Consider the following 17825-nt stretch of genomic DNA (forward strand, 5'->3'; position numbering starts at 1 on the left):
CCACCCCCGTCGACGCGTTCCACCCCCCGGTCGGCGAGCGGTTACCCGGCCCGGACGTGTTCACCCCTTCCGGGCGAGCCCGCTTCACCCGGTCCGGGCCGAGGGTCGAGGGACGTGGACCGGGAGAACGGGTGGGGCTGATGGGACGGCTGACGCGGGCGCGATCCGCCCTCGGCGGCACGGCGCTGGCCGGGGCGGCGCGCCTGCTCCGGTGGCGTGGCCGGACCGGCGCGGGCGGTGACCCCGCCGCGCCGGCCCGGTGGGAGGTGGTGACGGTGGGCCGGCCGCCGGAGCAGGTGCTGCCCGGCGGCCGGTGGCCCGAGCCGCTGCGCCGCCTGGACGGCGCGGTCGAGGTGCGGATGCGGCCGGCGCCGGGCGACCGGGGCACCGAGCTGGCGGCCCGTCCGCTGGCCGGCGCCACCCCGACCGTCGGGCTGGCCGCGCACCTGGTCGGCGACGACCCGGGGCTGCTGGTCCGCCGCACGCTGCGCCAGGTGAAGCAGCGCGTCGAGACCGGCGAGGTGCTGCGCCCCGACCGGTCCCCACTGGACGTTCCCCGCGCCGGCTGGTGGTGACGACGGATTCCCCGCGCTCATGATCTACAGGTGGCGGCGGTGGGTGGCAGACTCTGGGGATGGCTGGGGAGCGGACGTATGACGTGGTGCTGTTCGGAGCCACCGGGTTCACCGGAGGGCTGACCGCCGAATACCTGGCCCGGCACGCGCCGTCCGGGCTGCGCTGGGCGCTGGCCGGGCGCAACCCGGATCGCCTGGCCGCCGTACGGGACCGACTCACCGCGATCGACGCGACCCTGGCCGGGTTGCCGCTGCTCACCGCCGACGTCACCGACGCCGACTCGCTGCGCGCGGTGGCCGAGAGCGCCCGGGTGGTGGCGAGCACCGTCGGGCCGTACATCCACCACGGGGAGCCGCTGGTCGCCGCCTGCGCACGAGCCGGCACCGACTACCTGGACATCACGGGTGAGCCGGAGTTCGTCGACCTGATGTACGTCCGCCACCACGCCGAGGCGACCCGCACCGGAGCGCGGCTGGTGCACGCCTGCGGGTTCGACTCCGTCCCTCACGACCTGGGCGTCTGGTTCACCGTCAGGCAGTTGCCCGCCGACGTCCCGATCACCGTCGACGGCTACGTACGCGCCGGCGGCCGGTTCTCCGCCGGCACGTACCACTCCGCGCTGACCGCGTTCTCCCGCACGGGGCAGGCCAGCCGGGCTGCCCGGGACCGCCGGGCGGTCGAGCCGCGCCCCACCGACCGACGGGTCCGGGCGGTGCCCGGCCGGCTGTCCTGCTCGGCGGAGCTGCGCATCTGGACCGTGCCGCTGCCCACCATCGACCCCCAGGTGGTCCGCCGTTCGGCGGCGGCCCGCCCGGAGTACGGCCCGGACTTCCGCTACCGGCACTTCGCCGCCGTGAAGCGGCTGCCGACCGTGCTGGCCGGCGCGGCGGGGCTCGGCGTACTGGTCGGGTTGGTGAGGGTGCCGCCCACCCGGCGCTGGCTGCTCAACCGGCTCGCCTCCGGGCAGGGGCCCACCGCGCAGCAGCGGGCCGCGTCCTGGTTCCGGGTCCGGTTCGTCGGCACCGGAGGCGGACGACGGGTGGTCACCGAGGTCGCCGGCGGCGATCCGGGCTACGACGAGACGGCGAAGATGCTCGCCGAGTCGGCGCTCTGCCTGGCACTGGACGAGCTGCCGACGACCGCCGGCCAGCTCACCCCGGTCGCCGCGATGGGTGACGCGCTGCTCGACCGGCTCGTCCGGGCCGGGCTCACCTTCCGCGTGCTGAAGCAGGAGGCCACGAGCCCGGGGCCGGAGGCGTCGTCGACGCCGGGGGCCGAGGCGGCGACTTGACCCTCGACCGGGTCGAGGGGGCAGGATGCCCGGCGTGGAGAGCGACCTGCACAGCATCGGTGAGCTGGCCCGGGCCAGCGGCCTGACCGTCAGCGCGCTGCGCTTCTACGACTCCGCCGGGGTGCTGGAGCCGGCCCTGGTCGACCCGGTGACGGGCTACCGCTGGTACACCGACGAGCAGATCGCCCCGGCCCGGCTGGTGGCCGGGCTGCGCCGGGTCGGCATGCCGGTGCCGGAGATCGCCACGGCGGTACGCGCCGAGCCGGCGGCGGTGCACCGGCTGCTCGACGCGCACCTGCGCCGGCTGTCGGACGGGCTCGCCGACGCCCGCCGGGAGATCACCCGGCTCCGCGCACTGGTCGACCCGGCGCCGCCGGCGACCACCACGCTGCTGCTCTCCCCCGCCGAGCTGGCCACCGCCCTCGACGCGGTGCGCTTCGCCGTCGGCGCCGATCCGGAGTTGCCGGTGCTCTCCGCCGTGCTCTTCGACGTCGAGCTGGACGGCGTCCGGCTGGTCGCCACCGACCGGCACCGGCTCGCGCTGGCCCGGGCCGGCGCCAGCGTCGACGGGCCGCCGGTGCGGGTGCTCGTCGGGGTGGACCTGGTCGACCGCCTCCGCGCGCTGCTCGACGTCGCTGACGCCCGGCCGGTGCGGCTGACCGTGTCCGGCGCGGACCTGCGGGTCGCGGTGGCGGCCCGGACGCTGACCGGCACCGCCCTGCCGCACGACTTTCCCGACTACCGCAGGCTGCTGCGGGAAACCGTCGGTGAGCGTCCGGCCGCGTACCGGATCCCGGTGGACACCGCGGCGCTGCGCGCGGCGCTGACCGACCCGGCGGCCCCCACGGTCGCCCGCGAGTACGGCGGCGAGTCGCTGGCGGTCACCGTGCTCGGCCTCGACGAGCGAGGTCACCTGCGGCTGCTCCCCGCCGCCGACGAGCTGCCCGCCGCCGGTCCCGCGCCGGACGGGGCGGCCGGCCACGACCCGAGCGGGCTGCGGGTCGGTGTGAACGGTGGCTACCTGCTGGACGCGCTGGACGCGGCCGGCGGATCGCAGCTCGTGCTGGAGCTGGACGGGCCGATCGCGCCGCTGGCCGTCCGCCGCCCCGACGACGCGGACACCTTCTCCGTGCTGATGCCGGTCCGGCTCTGAGCCCTCCGGCGCACACGCGACGGTGGGCTCGCGCTCCCCGTCCCGGCGGGGCGGGGGCGCGACGGTAGCATCTGGTGGTCCACTCGACCCCGGACGGAGGCGTACGGAGCAGCATGCTCGACATGGAGTTGATCCGGAAGGATCGCGAGGCGGTGGCGACCGCGCTGGCGAAGCGACTGGATCCCGCCGAGGTCGATCGGGCCCTGGACGAGATTCAGCGGCTCGACCAGGAGCGGCGCGCCCTCATCACGGAGATCGACGCCGAGCGGCAGCGCCGCAAGGCGGAGGCCCGGGCGTACGCGCAGGCGAAGCGCGCCGGCACAGCGCCGCAGGTCACCGCGCCGGAGGCCGAGCGTAAGCAGCTCGCCGAGCTGGAGTCCCAGTTGGACGAGGTGCAGGGCCGGCTGCGCACCGCGATGAGCGAGCTGCCGAACCTGCCCAGCGACGACGTCCTGCCCGGCGGCAAGGAGGCCAACCGGGTCGTCAAGACCTTCGGTGAGCCGCCGGCCATCGAGAAGGTCCGCGACCACGTCGAGTTGTCCCGCGCTCTGGGCCTCGTCGACTACGAGCGGGGCGTCAAGCTCGGCGGCTCCGGCTTCTGGATGTACACGGGTGTCGGCGCCCGGCTGGAGTGGGCGCTGCTCAACTGGTTCATCGACCGGCACATCGCCGCCGGGTACGAGTTCCTGCTCCCGCCGCACCTGCTGCTGGACTCGGCCGGCTACGCCGCCGGGCAGTTCCCCAAGTTCTACGACGACGTCTACCACCTCGACTCCGAGTCCGCCCCGCGCGGGCAGTTCCTGCTGCCCACGTCGGAGACGGCGATCCTCGGCGCGTACCAGGACGAGATCCTGGAGACCTCGAAGCTGCCGCTGAAGGCGTTCGCCTACACCCCGTGCTACCGGCGGGAATCGGCCGGCTCGCACTCCGACGAGCGTGGCACGGTGCGCGGGCACCAGTTCAACAAGGTGGAGATCTTCCAGTTCACCCTGCCGGAGCAGGCCGACGCCGCGCTGGAGGAGATGCTCGCCCACGCCGAGAGCCTCGTCGAGGGCCTGGGCCTGCACTACCAGCGCACCCTGCTCTCCGCCGGTGACGCCAGCGCGTCGATGAAGAAGACCCTCGACATCGAGGTGTGGATGCCGAGCACCGGCAAGTACAAGGAGGTCTCGTCGGTCTCCTGGGCCGGCGACTACCAGGCCCGGCGGGCGGCCATCCGCTACCGCGAGCCGGGTGGCAAGCAGACCCGCTTCGTGCACACCCTCAACGGCTCGGCGCTGGCCACCAGCCGGCTCTTCCCGGCCATCCTGGAGCAGTACCAGCAGGCCGACGGCTCCGTGCTGGTCCCCGAGGTCCTCCGCGACCGTGTGGGCACCGACCGCCTGACCCCGCTGCGCTAGCTGGAAAACAACGCTCCCCGCACCTGGTCGACGGCGGCGGGACTGATGCCTTCGCACCAGTCCCGCCGCCGTCCACTCGGCCACGATTGTGACACCGTGGTCAGTCCCGACGCTGAGCTGTTCCGGCTCCCGCGCGGACGTGCGGTGCCGGTTCAGGCACCGAACACCTCCGCGTGGGTCAGGCAGGCGTCACCGGGCTGCCAGTCGGCGACCGCGATCGCCACGTACCGCCCGGAGGACCTGGTCGAGATGGTGGTCTCGGGTCGCGGCTTCGGGACCGAGGCGACCGATACGTAGCCGAGCCCGTCGGCAGAGGTGGCTACGGTGATCGGCCGCCGCCGACCGGGAGTCCAGGTCAGGCGGACCGATGCCAGATCCTGGAGCGATCCGAGGTCGATCACCAATCGGCCGGTCGGGCCGGGTTGCCAGGCGGTAACCGGGTCGCCGTCGACGGCGGCCGACGGGTCGGTCATGCCAGCCGGGAGCGGTGACGTCGGGTAGGTCGTCCGAGACCGGGCCAGGTCGCTGGTTGGCGTCACCGTCCCACCCGCGAACGCGACGTCCCGGCTGCGTCCAGCGGGTACCGTCACCCGCCGTCGGGCACCACCGGCCATGGACTCCAGCTGCACCATCACGATGTGCTCGGCGGGTGCGGTGATTCGGAGGTGGTGCGAGTCGGTGACGTCGAACCGGGTACCGGCGGGAATCGACTTCGCCGGTCCTACCGCGGTCGCGGTGAACCGCGGCGGCTCGACGCGTGCGGTGGCGGCGGCAAGGTCGACCTGGTAGCTGGTGGTCCCGGATCCGGTGACCTGGCTTCCGTGGTAAAGCCGCAGCGTGGCGTGCTGCGACAGGGTGACGGCCGCCGTCGTGATGTCGTCGTCGGACAGGTTGAACAGGCTCAGGTATCCGTCCGCGTCACTCACCCGCAACGCCTCCGGACCGCCATTGGGCAGGGTTCGAGACGCCGCGGCGGCCAGGGCCGACCTGCTCGCGCCCGTGTACCCCTCGATGATCAGCCGAGTGCTGCCGGTGGCCGGTCCGCTGGACAGGGTGACGGTGGTGGCGGTCACGGTGATCGGATTCCGGCCGTTGTGGACTACCAGACCCGCTCGTCCGTCGACGTCCAGCCAGGAGCCGGCGATAGTCGGGCTGTCCGGCACGACCGCCGCGTCGCTCCAGTTGATGCCGTCCAGAGAGGTCTGGATGACGTATCGGGTGCCGTACGCGGCCTCCCAGTCCAGGCGTACGCCGCTGATGTCGATGGACTCGCCGAGGTCGACGGCGAGCCAACTGTCCGCGCGGCCGCGTTCCTCCCGGGCGACCGCCCAGCGGGTGCCGGAGTTGCCGTCGGTCGCGTTCGGTGCGGGGTAGGCGGGGTCGGCGGACGAGGCCGTGGTGGGCCGACCGGTGGCGAGGTCGATCCCGCTGGCGCCGAGCACGGCGAAGGCGAACAGCGAGTAGCCGTACTGGTTGACGGGGGATCGGCCGAGCATCCGCACGTACCTGGCTGGACGAGGTGCAAAGCTGATCTGGTCGGTTCCGCCGTCGCCGAGGCCCTGTTGTCCAGCCAGGGTGACGGACCCCTGTTCGCCGGTGAAGGTGCGGGTGCCGGTGAGCCCGGGTACACCGGGCATGTCCAGGTTGAACAGGGTGAGCGCGCCCTCATCGGCACCGATGCCGGTGGTGGCGTACACGACCGTACCGGTGGGCAGCGTGACGTATCCCGCGGTGCCGCCGGCGACGCGTAGAACGGTGGCCGTGGCGTCGAGACCGTCCCGGGCGGTGGTGTACGCAGCGGAGGTGCGGCCGAGGACCGGCGCCGACTGCCTCGGCAGCAGCGAGGCGGCCCGGGTGTCGAACAACCAATTGTCGTGGGCGGGGGCCCACAGGAACGAGACGTACCCGGTCTTGCTGACCGCCGCGGCGAAGGCGGTCGGGGTTTGCTGGGCGGTCAGCCCGGCCTGCTCCCCGAAGTCCCGGGTGCCCGCCGCCGCCGCGAAGAACGTGGTGCTGGCGACCGGCTCGACCACGCCGCCGTTGGCTGCCCGCCAGGAATGGAAGAGATAACTGATGGCGAGTTCGGCCCGGGCCTCGGGCTCGTACTTCGGCTCGCCGCTGAACTTGGTGAGCCGATACTCGGGCGGGTAGTTCAGGTAGGGCATGAGCCGGTCGGCGAGGTCCGCCTCGGCCCGGGCGGCGTGCCGGTCGCCCTGGACCTGCGCGAGGAAGGCGAGTGGCAGGACATCACGGCCGTACAGGTGGTAGCGGTCCGCGACCATCGGCATGAAGGGTTCGCCAGCATCGCTGGCCAGCAGCCGCATGGTCCGCCACAGCTGGGCGGCGCTGGGCTGCCGGGTGAGTGCCTCGGGGAGCGGTTGGCCGGCGGTCAGGAAGTGCGCAGCGGTACGACCCGCAGTGCGCCACAGTTCTTCCTGGTAGTGCGGGCCGAAGGAGCCGTGATTCTCGACGAGGAACGTGTCGTGGATGTTGTGGGCGGTGTTCCAGTCCGCGACCGCCCGCCCGTCGACGACGGCGGGGTTGGCGCGGTCGGCTGCGGGTAGTCCGGTCGCGTTGAGCGTCCACGTCAGGAACCGCTCGCGCCACGCCGCGGCTGCGGGGTCGTCCGTCGCCCAGGCCAGGCCGGGCGCGATCGCCTGGGCGTAAACCCCCATCTCCTCGAGCTTGGTGTCGCCGATCCAGCCACCGGTGAGGCCGTTCGGCGTCCAACTGCCACTCAGCGGGTCGTTACCGGTGCCGAGGGAATGGGCGTACGCGGCCTGCCCGCGGGCGATGCGGTCAACGTTGTTGCGGGTCACCTCGTCCAGTTCGGACCACAGCAGTCGGGCGGCCAGGACGAAGTACAGCTCGAAGGTGCTGTCCCAGAAGAGCTGTCGGCCCCACTCGGTGCCGCCGGCGAGCCGGTTGGTGGCCGCAAATCGGCGGATGGTGGCGACGGTACGGGCGTGGAGCGTGTCCCGGTCGACGCCTGCGGCCGCCGGGTCGTACCCGGGCGAGATGAGCAGGACCGCGTTACCGAGAACGACCGCGAACCTGAAGTCCGCGAGGCGGTATGCGTTGATCGCCGGATCCCATTGCTCCTCGGCCCATCGGGTGTGGGCGAGCAGCAGCGCGTGGTAGGTGTTGGCAACCGGGCCGGTGGCCGCGGCGTATGACGTGGTGGCGGCTGGCGCGGCTTGGGCGGTGGCGGTGGGTCGGGCGATGGCGAGTCCAGCGCCGACGGCGCTGCCAAGGATGAGGAGCCGCCGCCTGCTCAACTCGAATTCGGATATACGCATGGTGGTCCTTCGGTGTGACAACGTTGTCAGACAGACTCCGACGATCGTTTCCGGATGTCAAGACCAACGTCGTTGCCTCAGGGCTTCGGCCGGCGGGGGTTCCGGTACCGCAAGACACCCCCGCCCTTCCGGCCGTCGATCATGAAGCTATTGCCCGTCGCCTCGGCGTGTCGTGGCAATAACTTCATGATCAACGAGGCTGGGTGGGGTGCGGAGGCGGTGGGTGCGGGCCTGCGTCAGGGCTGCCAGGATCAGCAGGGCCGCCAGGGCGGCTACGAGCAGTGCCGGGCCGATGGCGTCCAGGGCGTTGGACAGGGTTCGTTGTAACTGGGACGCCGCCTGGATGACCGGGTCGTGGAGGGCGTCGCGGCGGCCGGCGGCGAGCCGTAGCTCGTACCAGCCGTACCAGGCGACGTAGCCGCCGGCGGCCAGCAGCACCAGGCCACTGAGGCGGGGCACCAGCGCGCCGGCGACGCGCAGCCGGGCCACCAGGCCGTCGCGCAGCAGCGCCACCCCGAGCGCGGCGACCGCGACCACCAGACCCATCCCGAGGGCGTACGCGCCGAACAGCGCCAACCCCTGACCGGTCGAGCCGGTCTGGAGGCTGGTCACCACGATGGCCAGGAACGGCGCGATGGCGCAGCCGAGCGACGCCAGCGCGTACGCCGCGCCGAACAGCGCCATCGACGGCCAGGACCGGGTCAGCCGGGGCGCCCGGGCGGACCAGCCGGGGGCGGGCAGCCGCCGGCCGGCGAGCAACCAGCAGCCGGCCACGACCAGCAGCAGCCCGAGCGCCACGGTCAGCCACGGCAGCCGGGGCCGCAACCAGCCGGCCAGCGGCGCGAGCGCCAGGCCGAAGGCGCCGAACACCAGCACGTACCCCAGGGTCAACCCGGCCGCCGCGGTGAGCGCGCGGCCGACCGCGCCGCGGGTGTCCGACGTCCCTGCGACCAACAGCGAGAGGTACGCGGGCAGCAACGCGAAGCCGCACGGGTTGACCGCGCCGAGCATGCCGGCGGTCAGCGCGAGCAGCAGTGCGGCGGTCACACCCCGGCCAGTGCGGCGACCTTGGCGGTGAGCGCCTCACCGTCCAGGAAGCCGTGGTGGACGACCGCGCCGTTCCGGTCGATGATCACGAAGATGCTCTGCTCGGTCACCGTGAACCGCTTCCAGAGCGCACCCTTGCTGTCCTCGATCTGCGGCGTCGCGCCGAGGTCGAACTCGGTGACGAACTCCTTCATGGCCTTCCGCTCGCCCAGCCCGGCGACGCCGACGATCGGCACGGTGTCCCGGTACCGGGGTTCAATCTCGGCCACCGTCCATGCCTGACTGGCGCAGGTGGCGCACCACGGCGCCCAGAACCACAGCACCACCGGTTTGCCGGCGAGCTGTGCCGCGTCGAACGCGGCGCCGCCGAGGGTGGTCCCGGTGAAGCGCAGCACGTCCGGGATCTGCGCTGGGGCGGCGGGTGGTCCGCCGGTCGCCGCGCCGGTCGGGGTGGGCGGGGCGCCGGTCGAGGCCGGGGCCGATCCGGCGGCGGCGGGCCCACCCGGCGCGGTGCCGGTACAGGCGGCAATGCCGAACAGGGCCACCACGAGCGCTGCGGCCGTGGCGGCACGGCGTAGCTCCCCGGCCCCTGTCCACGCCATGCTGATCCGCATCCGCTCCTCCGTTCCGGTCCGGAAGGGACCCTTGCTGGGCCTGAGGCTTCGCTATTCGGCCTTGGCGAGTCGGAGAGCCAGCTCCGGGCAGACCTTGACCGCCTTCAGCGCGCCCTCCCGCAGCCAGGTCGGCACCGGGGTGGGCGGGAACGCGGGGTATCCGTTGCCGTCGAGTCGGATGAAGTCCGGCACGACGTGCGCGCACAGCCCGTGCCCGTCGCACCGCGACCAGTCCAGGGTGAGCTTCTGCGGGTTCGCGTCGGGTGCGCCCGGCAGCCCCATCACGCCCTTGACCCGGCGGCCGCAGCCGTCGCCGGTGGTGTGCAGCCGCAGATCGTCGGCGAAGACCTCGATGGCGGAGAGTGCGAACCGGGCGGTGCCGTCGGGGTGGCTGCACGCGCCCCGGCCCTTCACCTCGCCGGCGGCGGCCCGCACCACGTCCGCCGGCTGGCTCCCGGCCACCGCCAGGTCCACCGCGCGGGCCAGGTCCGGCAGGCCCATCTTGCACGGTCCGCACTGGCCGGCGGACTCCCCGGCCAGGTAGCGCACCACCTGGGCGGCCTCACCGAGCGGGCAGGTGTCGGTGCCGAGCGGGACGATGATGCCGGCGCCGAGAGTGCCGCCGACCGCGGCCAGGCCCTTGCGGGAGACCTCCGCGCGGTCCGCCGCCTCCGGGGTGATCCACTTGCCGTGGTAGCCGCCCATCAGGATGCCCTGGACGTCTGGCACCTCGCACAGGTCGAGGACGTCGCGCAGCGGCATACCGGCGGTGCACTCCACCACGGCCGGTCGGCCCGCCGCACCCGTCACGGTGAGCAGCACGGTGCCCGGCTCGTCGTCGGTGCCGAGCGCCGCGTACTCGTACGGGCCGAGTCGGGCACCGACGGCGAGCTGGGCGTACGTCTCGGCGTTGGAGAGCAGGGTGGGCAGGCCGCCGACCCCGGAGTCGCTGGAGCGCTTCTTGGTGCCGGGCGGGATGTGCGGCAGCCCGTTGATCCCGTTGACCAGGGCGCCGCCCTCACCGGAGATGAACCGGTGCGGCACGGTGACGATGGTGGCCGGCACCGGCATCCGCCGTTCCGCCAGCGCCTCCATCAGCGAGTCCCGGCCCACCCCGTCGTCGGCCACGCCGATGACGATCTCCTCGGCGTCCAGCGCGTACGCGGCCAGCGCCGCACCGTCCAGGATCAGGTGCGGGGCGCGGGTCAGCAGGACCTTGTCCTTCCAGCTGGCCGGCTCCCCCTCGGTGGCGTTGACCACCACCACGGCGGCGAGGTCCTGCCGTTCACAGGACTCCAGCACCGCGCGCAGCTTGCGGGCGAACGGGAAGCCCGCCCCGCCCTTGCCCTTGAGCTGCATGCCCTCGGCGAGCCGGAGGAGCTGCGCCGGCTCCATCGGGCCGATCGGCCCGTGCACCTCCTCGTGCGCGGCCAGGTCCAGCCGGCCGAACTCCGCGAAACCGGCGGTGAGCCGGGGCTCGCCCACGCAGGCGACCGGGGGCACGGTCGTACGCATCACTTCGCCTCACCCCGCAGCCCGGCCCAGTACGCGCCGTCCACCGCGTCCGCGCTGGCCTTGCGCCGCTTGGCGGACCGGCTCTCGCCGGCGGCCCGCCGTGCCCGCCGCGACGCCAGGTCGACCAGGGTGGGGGTGTCGTCGACGGGCGGCGGCACCTCCTCCGGCACGTACCGGGTCGGCGGGCGCCAGTAGTCCGGCTCCTCCGGCAGGTCGTCCTCGGCGCTGTGCCGGCCGCTGCCACTGCGCGGCGCCGCCGAGATCGGACCGGCCGAGATGGGACCAGCCGAGATCGGCTCGGCGGAGACCGGGCCGGCCGAGATCGGCTCGGTGGCCTGCCACCGGCGCGGGCTGTCCCACGGCTCCTCGGGCTCGTCGACCATCCGCTGCGGCGGGGCGGAGTACCTGCTGCCGTCGTCCTCCACCGACCGGGACCGGCGGCTCGAGCGCCGGGCGACCGGCTCCAACTCCTCCTCGTCGCGCCGACGGGTGACCGTCTCCTCCGCGCTCCGCCGACTCGACCGCCGGGTCGACGACTCCCGCTCGTCGCGCCGGCCACGCGTGGCCCGTTCGGTGTCCCGCCGGGCCGCCGGCTCCTCGTCGCGTCGGCGTCGGGTGGGCCGCACCGGCTCGGCGAGCGAGCCCGGCTCGGGCACCACCGGGACGGTGAACCGCTCGGGGTCGCGCCGCCGCGGGCCGGCCGGAGCGGTCCACGAGGCGGTGGTGGTCTCCGCCCAGGCGGGGCGCTTCTCGTCGCTGCTCTCGCGTCGTCGGCCCAGCCCGGCCAGCAGGGAGCGGCCCCGGCTCTCCTCGCCGGCCCGACCGGCCATCGCCGTGTTGCGCACCGCGGCCTGGTGCTGTTCGCGGCTGCGCCGGCCGATGGTGACCGAGAGCCGGACCAGCAGTGCCAGCACGACCAGCAGGACGCAGCCGAGGTAGCTGAGCACCACCCAGGACTGGGCGACGCGGCCGGCGTACAGGCCGTGGAACAGGGCGAACGGCCAGGCGACGTACGCCGTGGAGTGCAGTGCGCGCCACAGCCACTTCGGACCGACGCCGGCGAAGCGGGCCCGGATGATGCCGGTCCAGATGACGCTGACCATCAGCAGGGCGGCAACCGTGCCGAGCCCGACGTAGAGCCCTCCGCCGCCGATGAAGGGCACGAGCGCGTCGGTCGCCGCCGCCCGGCCGGTGGCGATCTTGGTGAGGACGTGGAAGACCAGCCCGGCGACGCCCAGCACACCGGTGGCCCGGTGCGCCGACTGCAACAGGACCCGGTGCGAGATGCGCAGCACCAGCCGGTCCGTGGCGAGCAGGCCGAGCATCACGGTGAGGCTCAGCGACACCAGGGCGATGACGCCGGCGAAGAACTCGGTGAAGAAGAAGCCGTACGCGTACGCCGTCTGCCCGGCGCCGGTCAGCATGGTCGCCGCCCAGAGCGCGGCGAGCACCGACGCGATCAGCATGGCGGTCGCGGACCGCGATCGGGTGCGTACCCCCCGACTGCTGGCACCGGTCCGGACGGTGGCCGCCTTCTGGTTCTGCTTTGCCCGGGCCATCTGCTCCTCGATCGTCTCGCGGCGGCGCACCACCGGCCGACCCCTGCTCCCCCATCCAGTACGGACCGGCGGGGCTCGCGGATCACCCGGCGGCGGAAATTTCTGGGCCGGATCGAACCAACCGGTGCCGGGACGCGTGTAGCGCCCCCACCGCCGCAGCGCGTCCCGACGCACCATCGGCCGACATGGGCAGTGACGGATGTCCATGGATTGACAGCCGCTGCAACACGCTTGTAACCTTTCGGAAAATTTCAGCCTGTGCTGCAAGATTCCGGCAACCAGGCTCTCTTCCCCTGCGGTGCCACCCCCACCCCCCGTCAGGAGTCCCGATGCACCGACGTCGACGCGGCTCGGCGATCCTCGCCCTCGGCCTGGTCGCCAGCCTGCTCGTCCCCGCCACCGTGACGGCTCCCCCGGCCGTCGCCGCCCCGTCCGGGGCCAAGAAGGTCATCGTCCAGCTCTTCGAGTGGAACTGGCCCTCGGTGGCCAGCGAGTGCCAGAGCACGCTCGGCCCCAAGGGCTACGGCTACGTCCAGGTGTCACCCCCGCAGGAACACGTGCGGGGCAACCAGTGGTGGCTGGCGTACCAGCCGGTCAGCTACCGGATCGAGTCCCGCAAGGGCACCCGCGCCCAGTTCCAGTCGATGGTGAACACCTGCCACGCAGCCGGGGTCAAGGTGATCGTCGACGCGGTGATCAACCACATGTCCGGCCAGGACAACGGCGGCACCGGCTGGGCCGGCTCCTCGTACTCCCACTACGACTACCCGGGCATCTACCAGACCCAGGACTTCCACCACTGCGGGCGCAACGGTGGCGACGACATCGCCAACTACAACGACCGGTACGAGGTGCAGAACTGCGAACTGGTCAACCTCTCGGACCTGAAGACCGAGTCGGACTACGTCCGCACGAGGATCGCCTCGTACCTGAACGACCTGCTCTCCCTGGGCGTCGACGGCTTCCGGATGGACGCCAGCAAGCACATGCCGGCCGCCGACATCGCCGCGATCAAGGGCAAGCTCTCCCGCTCGGCGTACATCGTGCAGGAGGTCATCCACGGCGCCGGCGAGCCGGTCCAGCCGACCGAGTACACCGGCAACGGTGACGTGCACGAGTTCCGCTACGGCAAGGACCTGGCCCGCGTGTTCCGCTCGGAGCGGCTGTCCTACCTGCGCAACTTCGGCGAGGGCTGGGGACACCTGCCCACCGGCCCGTCCTCGGTGTTCGTGGACAACCACGACACCCAGCGCGACGCCGGCGGGGTGCTCACGTACAAGGACCGGGGCATCTACGCCCTGGCGAACGCCTTCATGCTGGCCTGGCCGTACGGCTCACCGACGGTCATGTCCAGCTACACCTTCAGCAACCGGGACGCCGGTCCTCCGTCGGACGGAACCAACAAGACGCTGAACACCGCCTGCTACTCCGGCTGGGAGTGCGAACACCGCTGGCCGGTGATCGCCAACATGGTCGGCTTCCGCAACGCCACCGAGGGCGCCGGCGTCGCCAACTGGTACGACAACGGCAACAACCACATCGCGTTCAGCCGCAGCGGCAAGGGCTTCATCACGGTCAACGACGAGGACTCCGCGGTGAACGGTCGCTCGTACCACACCGGGCTTCCCGCCGGCCGCTACTGCGACGTCATCCACGGCACGTACGCGGGCGGCACCTGTAGCGGCCCGGTGATCACGGTGGACGGTAGCGGCTGGTTCGCCGCCAACGTGCCGGCGCACGACGCGGTGGCCATCCACGTCGGCGCCCGCGTCTGACCTGCCGGGAAGGGGCTCCTGTCACCGCTTCTTTGTCGGGTAGGAGCCCCTTCTGGCGGCGCGGGTCCGATAGAGTGCTTTCGTGTCGTTTGACCGAATGACCCCGTACCGTCGCCGTGGCGTGTGGATGGCCGCCGCCGTCGCCGTGGCCGCGATGCTGGTCGCCGCGCTGCTGGTCGGCCAGGCCCTCACGCCCCGCTCGACGACCACCGACCGACCAGTCGCGGCGGCGCCCGACCCGACGCCGAGCAGCATCGAGCAGAGCCCCGAGGAGTCGGTGCCACCGGCCGCGCCGGCCCCGGACGGGCTACCGGTTGTTGACTACGACCCCGCCCCCAGGGGCTTCCCCGCCGATCCGGACACCATGGACACGACGCCGCTGACCGAGGGCGTGCACCCGACGCGGCGGATCGCCGCGTACAACGCGCCCGGCGGGCGTCCGCTGGCCTTCCTCGAACCGACGCTCGCCGGCGTCGAGCTGACGGTGCCGATCGCCCAGCGACGGGCCGGCTGGACGGCGGTCCTGCTGCCCTCGGCCAACCGGCGGCTGGCCTGGCTGCCGCCCGGCGGGTTCGACGTCGTGCCGCTGCGCGACCAGATCGTGGTGGAACGCAAGGTGCACCGGCTCACCTGGTACCGAGCGGGAAAGGCGGTGCGCTCCTGGGAGGTCAGCCTCGGCCTTCCGGGGCAGGACACCCCGCTCGGCCGGACCTTCATCCTGGGCCGCACGCCGCCGCCGCAGGACGTCTACGGCGGAGTGGACATCTACGCCCTCGGCTCGGTGCCCGACGACCCGGACTCCGTGCCGACCGGCCTGCGGGGCGCGCACATCGGCGTGCACACCTGGTACAACGACGACGACCTGGGCAAGAACACCACCAACGGCTGCATCCGGTTGACCCCCAGCGGCCAGCGGGAGCTGCTCGCCGAGGTGCGCCCCGGCAGCAGCCTGGTGGTGGTGGATCAGCTGCCCACCCCGCCGCCCACCGCCTGAGCGGCACCGGTCACTCGCCGAGCAGCCAGCCGTTCTGCTCGGCGATCCGCACCGCCTCGGCCCGGTTGCGGGCACCGGTCTTGCCGATCGCCGCCGACAGGTGGTTGCGCACCGTCCCCTCGGACAGGTGCAGCGCCCCGGCCAGGTCCGCGACCGTGCCGCCGCCCCGGGCCGCCTGCAGCACCTCGGCCTCCCGCTCGGTGAGCGGGCTCGCCCCGGTGGCCAGCGTCTCCGCGGCCAGCGTCGGGTCGACCACCCGCAGGCCGGCGTGCACCCGGCGGACCGCGTCGGCGAGCTGCCGGGCCGGGGTGTCCTTGACGACGAACCCGTTCGCGCCGGCCTCCATGGCCCGGCGCAGGTAACCGGGCCGACCGAAGGTGGTCACCACCAGCACCCGGCAGGCCGGCAGAGCGGCCCGCAGCGCGGCGGCGGCCGCGATCCCGTCCAGACCGGGCATCTCCACGTCCAGCAGGGCCACGTCGGGCCTGGTTCGGCGGGCCTCGGGCACCACCTCGTCACCCCGGCCGACCTCGGCCACCACGGTCAGGTCGGGCTCCAGCGAGAGCAGCGCGGCCAGCGCACCACGAACCAGCGCCTGGTCGTCGGCGAGCAACAGCCGGATCGGCGCGGTGGCGGAGCCGGTCACCGGGCGCCCACCGGCGCGTGCACCCGCAACAGGAAGCCCGTTCCGTCCGGACGGCGACCCACGGTCACCGCCGCGTCCAGCCGCCGCGCCCGCTCGCGCAGACCCACCAGGCCGTGCCCGGCGTCGTCGTCTCCAGTGGACGGGCCCCGACCGTCGTCACTCACCTCCACCCGGTCCCGGCCCACCCGGACCGTGCAGTTCCGCGCCCCGCTGTGCCGGACCACGTTGGTCACCCCTTCCCGTACCGCCCAGCCGAACAACCGGTCCCACTCGCCCGGCAACGCCGGCACCTCGGCCGGCAGCTCCGCCGCGATGCCCGCCGCGGCCAGCGCCGAACGGGCGCCGGCCAGCTCACCGGCGAGGGTCACCTCGCGGTACGCCCCGACGGTCTGCCGCACGTCCGCCAGCGCCGCCCGGGCCAGCCCCTCCACCTCGGCGATCTCAATGGCGGCCCGCTCCCGGTCCACCTCGATGAGGCGCCCGGCCAACTCCGCCTTGATCGCCACCACCGTCAGCGAGTGCCCGAGGATGTCGTGCAGGTCGCGGGCGGTGCGGGCCCGCTCCTCGGCGACCGCGAGCCGGCGGATCTCCTGATGCGCGGCCCGGAGCTCACTGTTGCGCTGGGCCAGCTGGGACACCCCGAACATGGCGAACGAGGCGAGCAGCACCGCGAAGACGATGGTGTTCTCCGGCTCCCACGCCGGCACCAGCCAGGACGCCACCAGCGGGGTCGCCGCGCAGACGGCGACGCTGGCCAACGCCTCCCGCGACGGCAGCAGGAACACCGCGGCCGCGGCTACGTACACCAGGGTGGCCAGCCAGTCCCCGTCGGTGCCCGGGATGCTGGCCAGGCCGACCGCGAGCAGCAGGAGCAGCCCGGCCCGCGCCCGGGACACCGGGATCGGCCGCAGCGACTCGCGCAGCCCACGGGCCCACTGGAACAGCAGCACGTAGCCGACGCTGAAGGCGATCAGGGCGGCCACGCCGAGGACCCGTCGCCAGGGTTGTGGCTGGTGCAGCGCGGTGGCGAGCGGCACGTTGAGGAAGAACAGCCACACCGCGGCCAGCAGCCAGCCGGTGAACCGCCAGTGGCGGCTCACCGGCCGGGGCTGATCCGTCGAGAGGTCCATCGCGTCCACGCTAACGGTCGCCGGTTGTCAGACCCGGGCGGTGTCCCGGCGGAACAGCCGGACCGCGCCGATGCCGAAGACCAGGGCCCAGAAGGCGATGTTGGCCAGCGCCGCCATGCTCACCCCGTCCCCGGTCAGCGGGGCGCGGGACAGCTCACCCACGCCGTAGACGGGGGTGAACCTCGCGACGTGCTGGAGGACGTCCGGCAGCACCTCGACCGGGACGAAGAGCCCGCCGAACATGGCCAGCACGGCCAGGATCGGGCCGATGAACTGCATGACGTTCTCGGCCGGCACCAGGTAGCCGATGAACAGGCCGAACGCGGCGAAGACCAGCGAGCCGAGCCAGGCGGCCAGCCCGGAGAGCAGCCAGACGTACACCGGGATGCGGACGCCGGCGGCGGCCCCCACCAGGAACTCGACGACGACCGCGAGCAGGCCGAGGGTCATCGCGGTGATCAGCTTGGTGGCCACGTACGCGGTCGGGCGCAGCGGGGTGAGCCGCAACTGCCGGCTCCAGCCCAGCGCCCGCTCGGTGGCCACCGCACCGCCGGCGCTGGTGGTCGCCACCATGGCCGCGTACACGGCCAGGCTGATCATGACGTACGCCGTCACCGGGCGGCCGTTGTCCAGCGCCTGACCGCCCTGCGGCAGGCCGAAGATGAGGAAGAAGACGCCCGGCATGATCAGCGTGAAGGCGAGGGTACGGCGGTTGCGCAGCACCCGGCGCAGCTCGATGCGCAGCACCGCCGGGGCGAAGCCGCCCAGGGCGGGCAGCCGGCGGTCGGTACGGGTGGCGGCGCGGGTGGCCGGCAGGGTGGTCATC

14 protein-coding genes are annotated in these 17825 nt (G+C 73.3%); 6 read left to right on the forward strand and 8 right to left on the reverse strand.

Annotated elements, in window-relative coordinates:
• The first annotated feature begins 140 nt into the window (after positions 1-140).
• From ACTWLT_RS16785 to serS, 4 genes are all read left to right on the forward strand, one after another.
• On the forward strand, positions 141-575 hold the full coding sequence (locus ACTWLT_RS16785; RefSeq protein WP_445319181.1) for a hypothetical protein: 435 nt from the start codon (positions 141-143) through the stop codon (positions 573-575).
• Between the two features lie 59 nt (positions 576-634).
• Positions 635-1867, forward strand: coding sequence for a saccharopine dehydrogenase family protein (locus tag ACTWLT_RS16790; protein ID WP_445319182.1), 1233 nt, complete (start codon positions 635-637; stop codon positions 1865-1867).
• Between the two features lie 25 nt (positions 1868-1892).
• Positions 1893-3020, forward strand: coding sequence for a DNA polymerase III subunit beta family protein (locus ACTWLT_RS16795; RefSeq protein WP_445319183.1), 1128 nt, complete (start codon positions 1893-1895; stop codon positions 3018-3020).
• A gap of 113 nt (positions 3021-3133) precedes the next feature.
• Complete coding sequence (serS, locus tag ACTWLT_RS16800) at positions 3134-4420, forward strand: serine--tRNA ligase (RefSeq protein ID WP_445319184.1); 1287 nt, start codon at positions 3134-3136, stop codon at positions 4418-4420.
• A 152-nt stretch (positions 4421-4572) separates the two neighbouring features.
• On the opposite strand, the gene ACTWLT_RS16805 is transcribed toward serS, so the two are convergent.
• From ACTWLT_RS16805 to ACTWLT_RS16825, 5 genes are all read right to left on the reverse strand, one after another.
• A complete protein-coding gene (locus ACTWLT_RS16805; protein WP_445319185.1) occupies positions 4573-7719 on the reverse strand; it encodes a discoidin domain-containing protein in 3147 nt (1048 codons plus the stop codon).
• Positions 7720-7866: 147 nt separating this feature from the next.
• Entirely contained in the window at positions 7867-8766 is a 900-nt protein-coding gene (locus ACTWLT_RS16810; RefSeq protein ID WP_445319186.1) for a cytochrome c biogenesis CcdA family protein, read from the reverse strand.
• Positions 8763-9380, reverse strand: coding sequence for a TlpA family protein disulfide reductase (locus ACTWLT_RS16815; RefSeq protein ID WP_445319187.1), 618 nt, complete (start codon positions 9378-9380; stop codon positions 8763-8765). Before ACTWLT_RS16815 ends, ACTWLT_RS16810 begins: the two co-directional genes overlap by 4 nt.
• Positions 9381-9431: 51 nt before the next feature.
• Positions 9432-10898 (reverse strand): NADH-ubiquinone oxidoreductase-F iron-sulfur binding region domain-containing protein, encoded by a 1467-nt coding sequence (locus tag ACTWLT_RS16820; RefSeq protein WP_374558630.1) that lies wholly within the window; start codon positions 10896-10898, stop codon positions 9432-9434.
• Positions 10895-12487, reverse strand: a complete 1593-nt coding sequence (locus ACTWLT_RS16825) for a ferric reductase-like transmembrane domain-containing protein (protein ID WP_445319188.1) — start codon at positions 12485-12487, stop codon at positions 10895-10897. Before ACTWLT_RS16825 ends, ACTWLT_RS16820 begins: the two co-directional genes overlap by 4 nt.
• Before the next feature lie 296 nt (positions 12488-12783).
• Between ACTWLT_RS16825 and ACTWLT_RS16830 the strand changes: the two genes are divergently transcribed.
• Positions 12784-14229, forward strand: coding sequence for an alpha-amylase (locus ACTWLT_RS16830; RefSeq protein ID WP_445319189.1), 1446 nt, complete (start codon positions 12784-12786; stop codon positions 14227-14229).
• 82 nt (positions 14230-14311) lie between these two features.
• On the forward strand, positions 14312-15223 hold the full coding sequence (locus ACTWLT_RS16835) for a L,D-transpeptidase (protein WP_445319190.1): 912 nt from the start codon (positions 14312-14314) through the stop codon (positions 15221-15223).
• 10 nt (positions 15224-15233) lie between these two features.
• Here the strand turns inward: ACTWLT_RS16835 and ACTWLT_RS16840 are convergent, their stop codons facing one another.
• From ACTWLT_RS16840 to ACTWLT_RS16850, 3 genes are read right to left on the reverse strand one after another with little or no spacing between them, the layout of a single operon-like run.
• Positions 15234-15869: a response regulator transcription factor gene (locus ACTWLT_RS16840; RefSeq protein WP_445319191.1), complete on the reverse strand. Its 636-nt coding sequence runs from the start codon at positions 15867-15869 to the stop codon at positions 15234-15236.
• Complete coding sequence (locus ACTWLT_RS16845; protein ID WP_445319192.1) at positions 15866-16999, reverse strand: sensor histidine kinase; 1134 nt, start codon at positions 16997-16999, stop codon at positions 15866-15868. Before ACTWLT_RS16845 ends, ACTWLT_RS16840 begins: the two co-directional genes overlap by 4 nt.
• Before the next feature lie 27 nt (positions 17000-17026).
• The gene (locus tag ACTWLT_RS16850) at positions 17027-17824 is read right to left on the reverse strand and encodes an ABC transporter permease (RefSeq protein ID WP_445319193.1); all 798 of its coding nucleotides are present in this window, start codon (positions 17822-17824) and stop codon (positions 17027-17029) included.
• Position 17825: the final 1 nt, after the last annotated feature.

This window comes from Micromonospora yongxingensis (assembly GCF_052601155.1).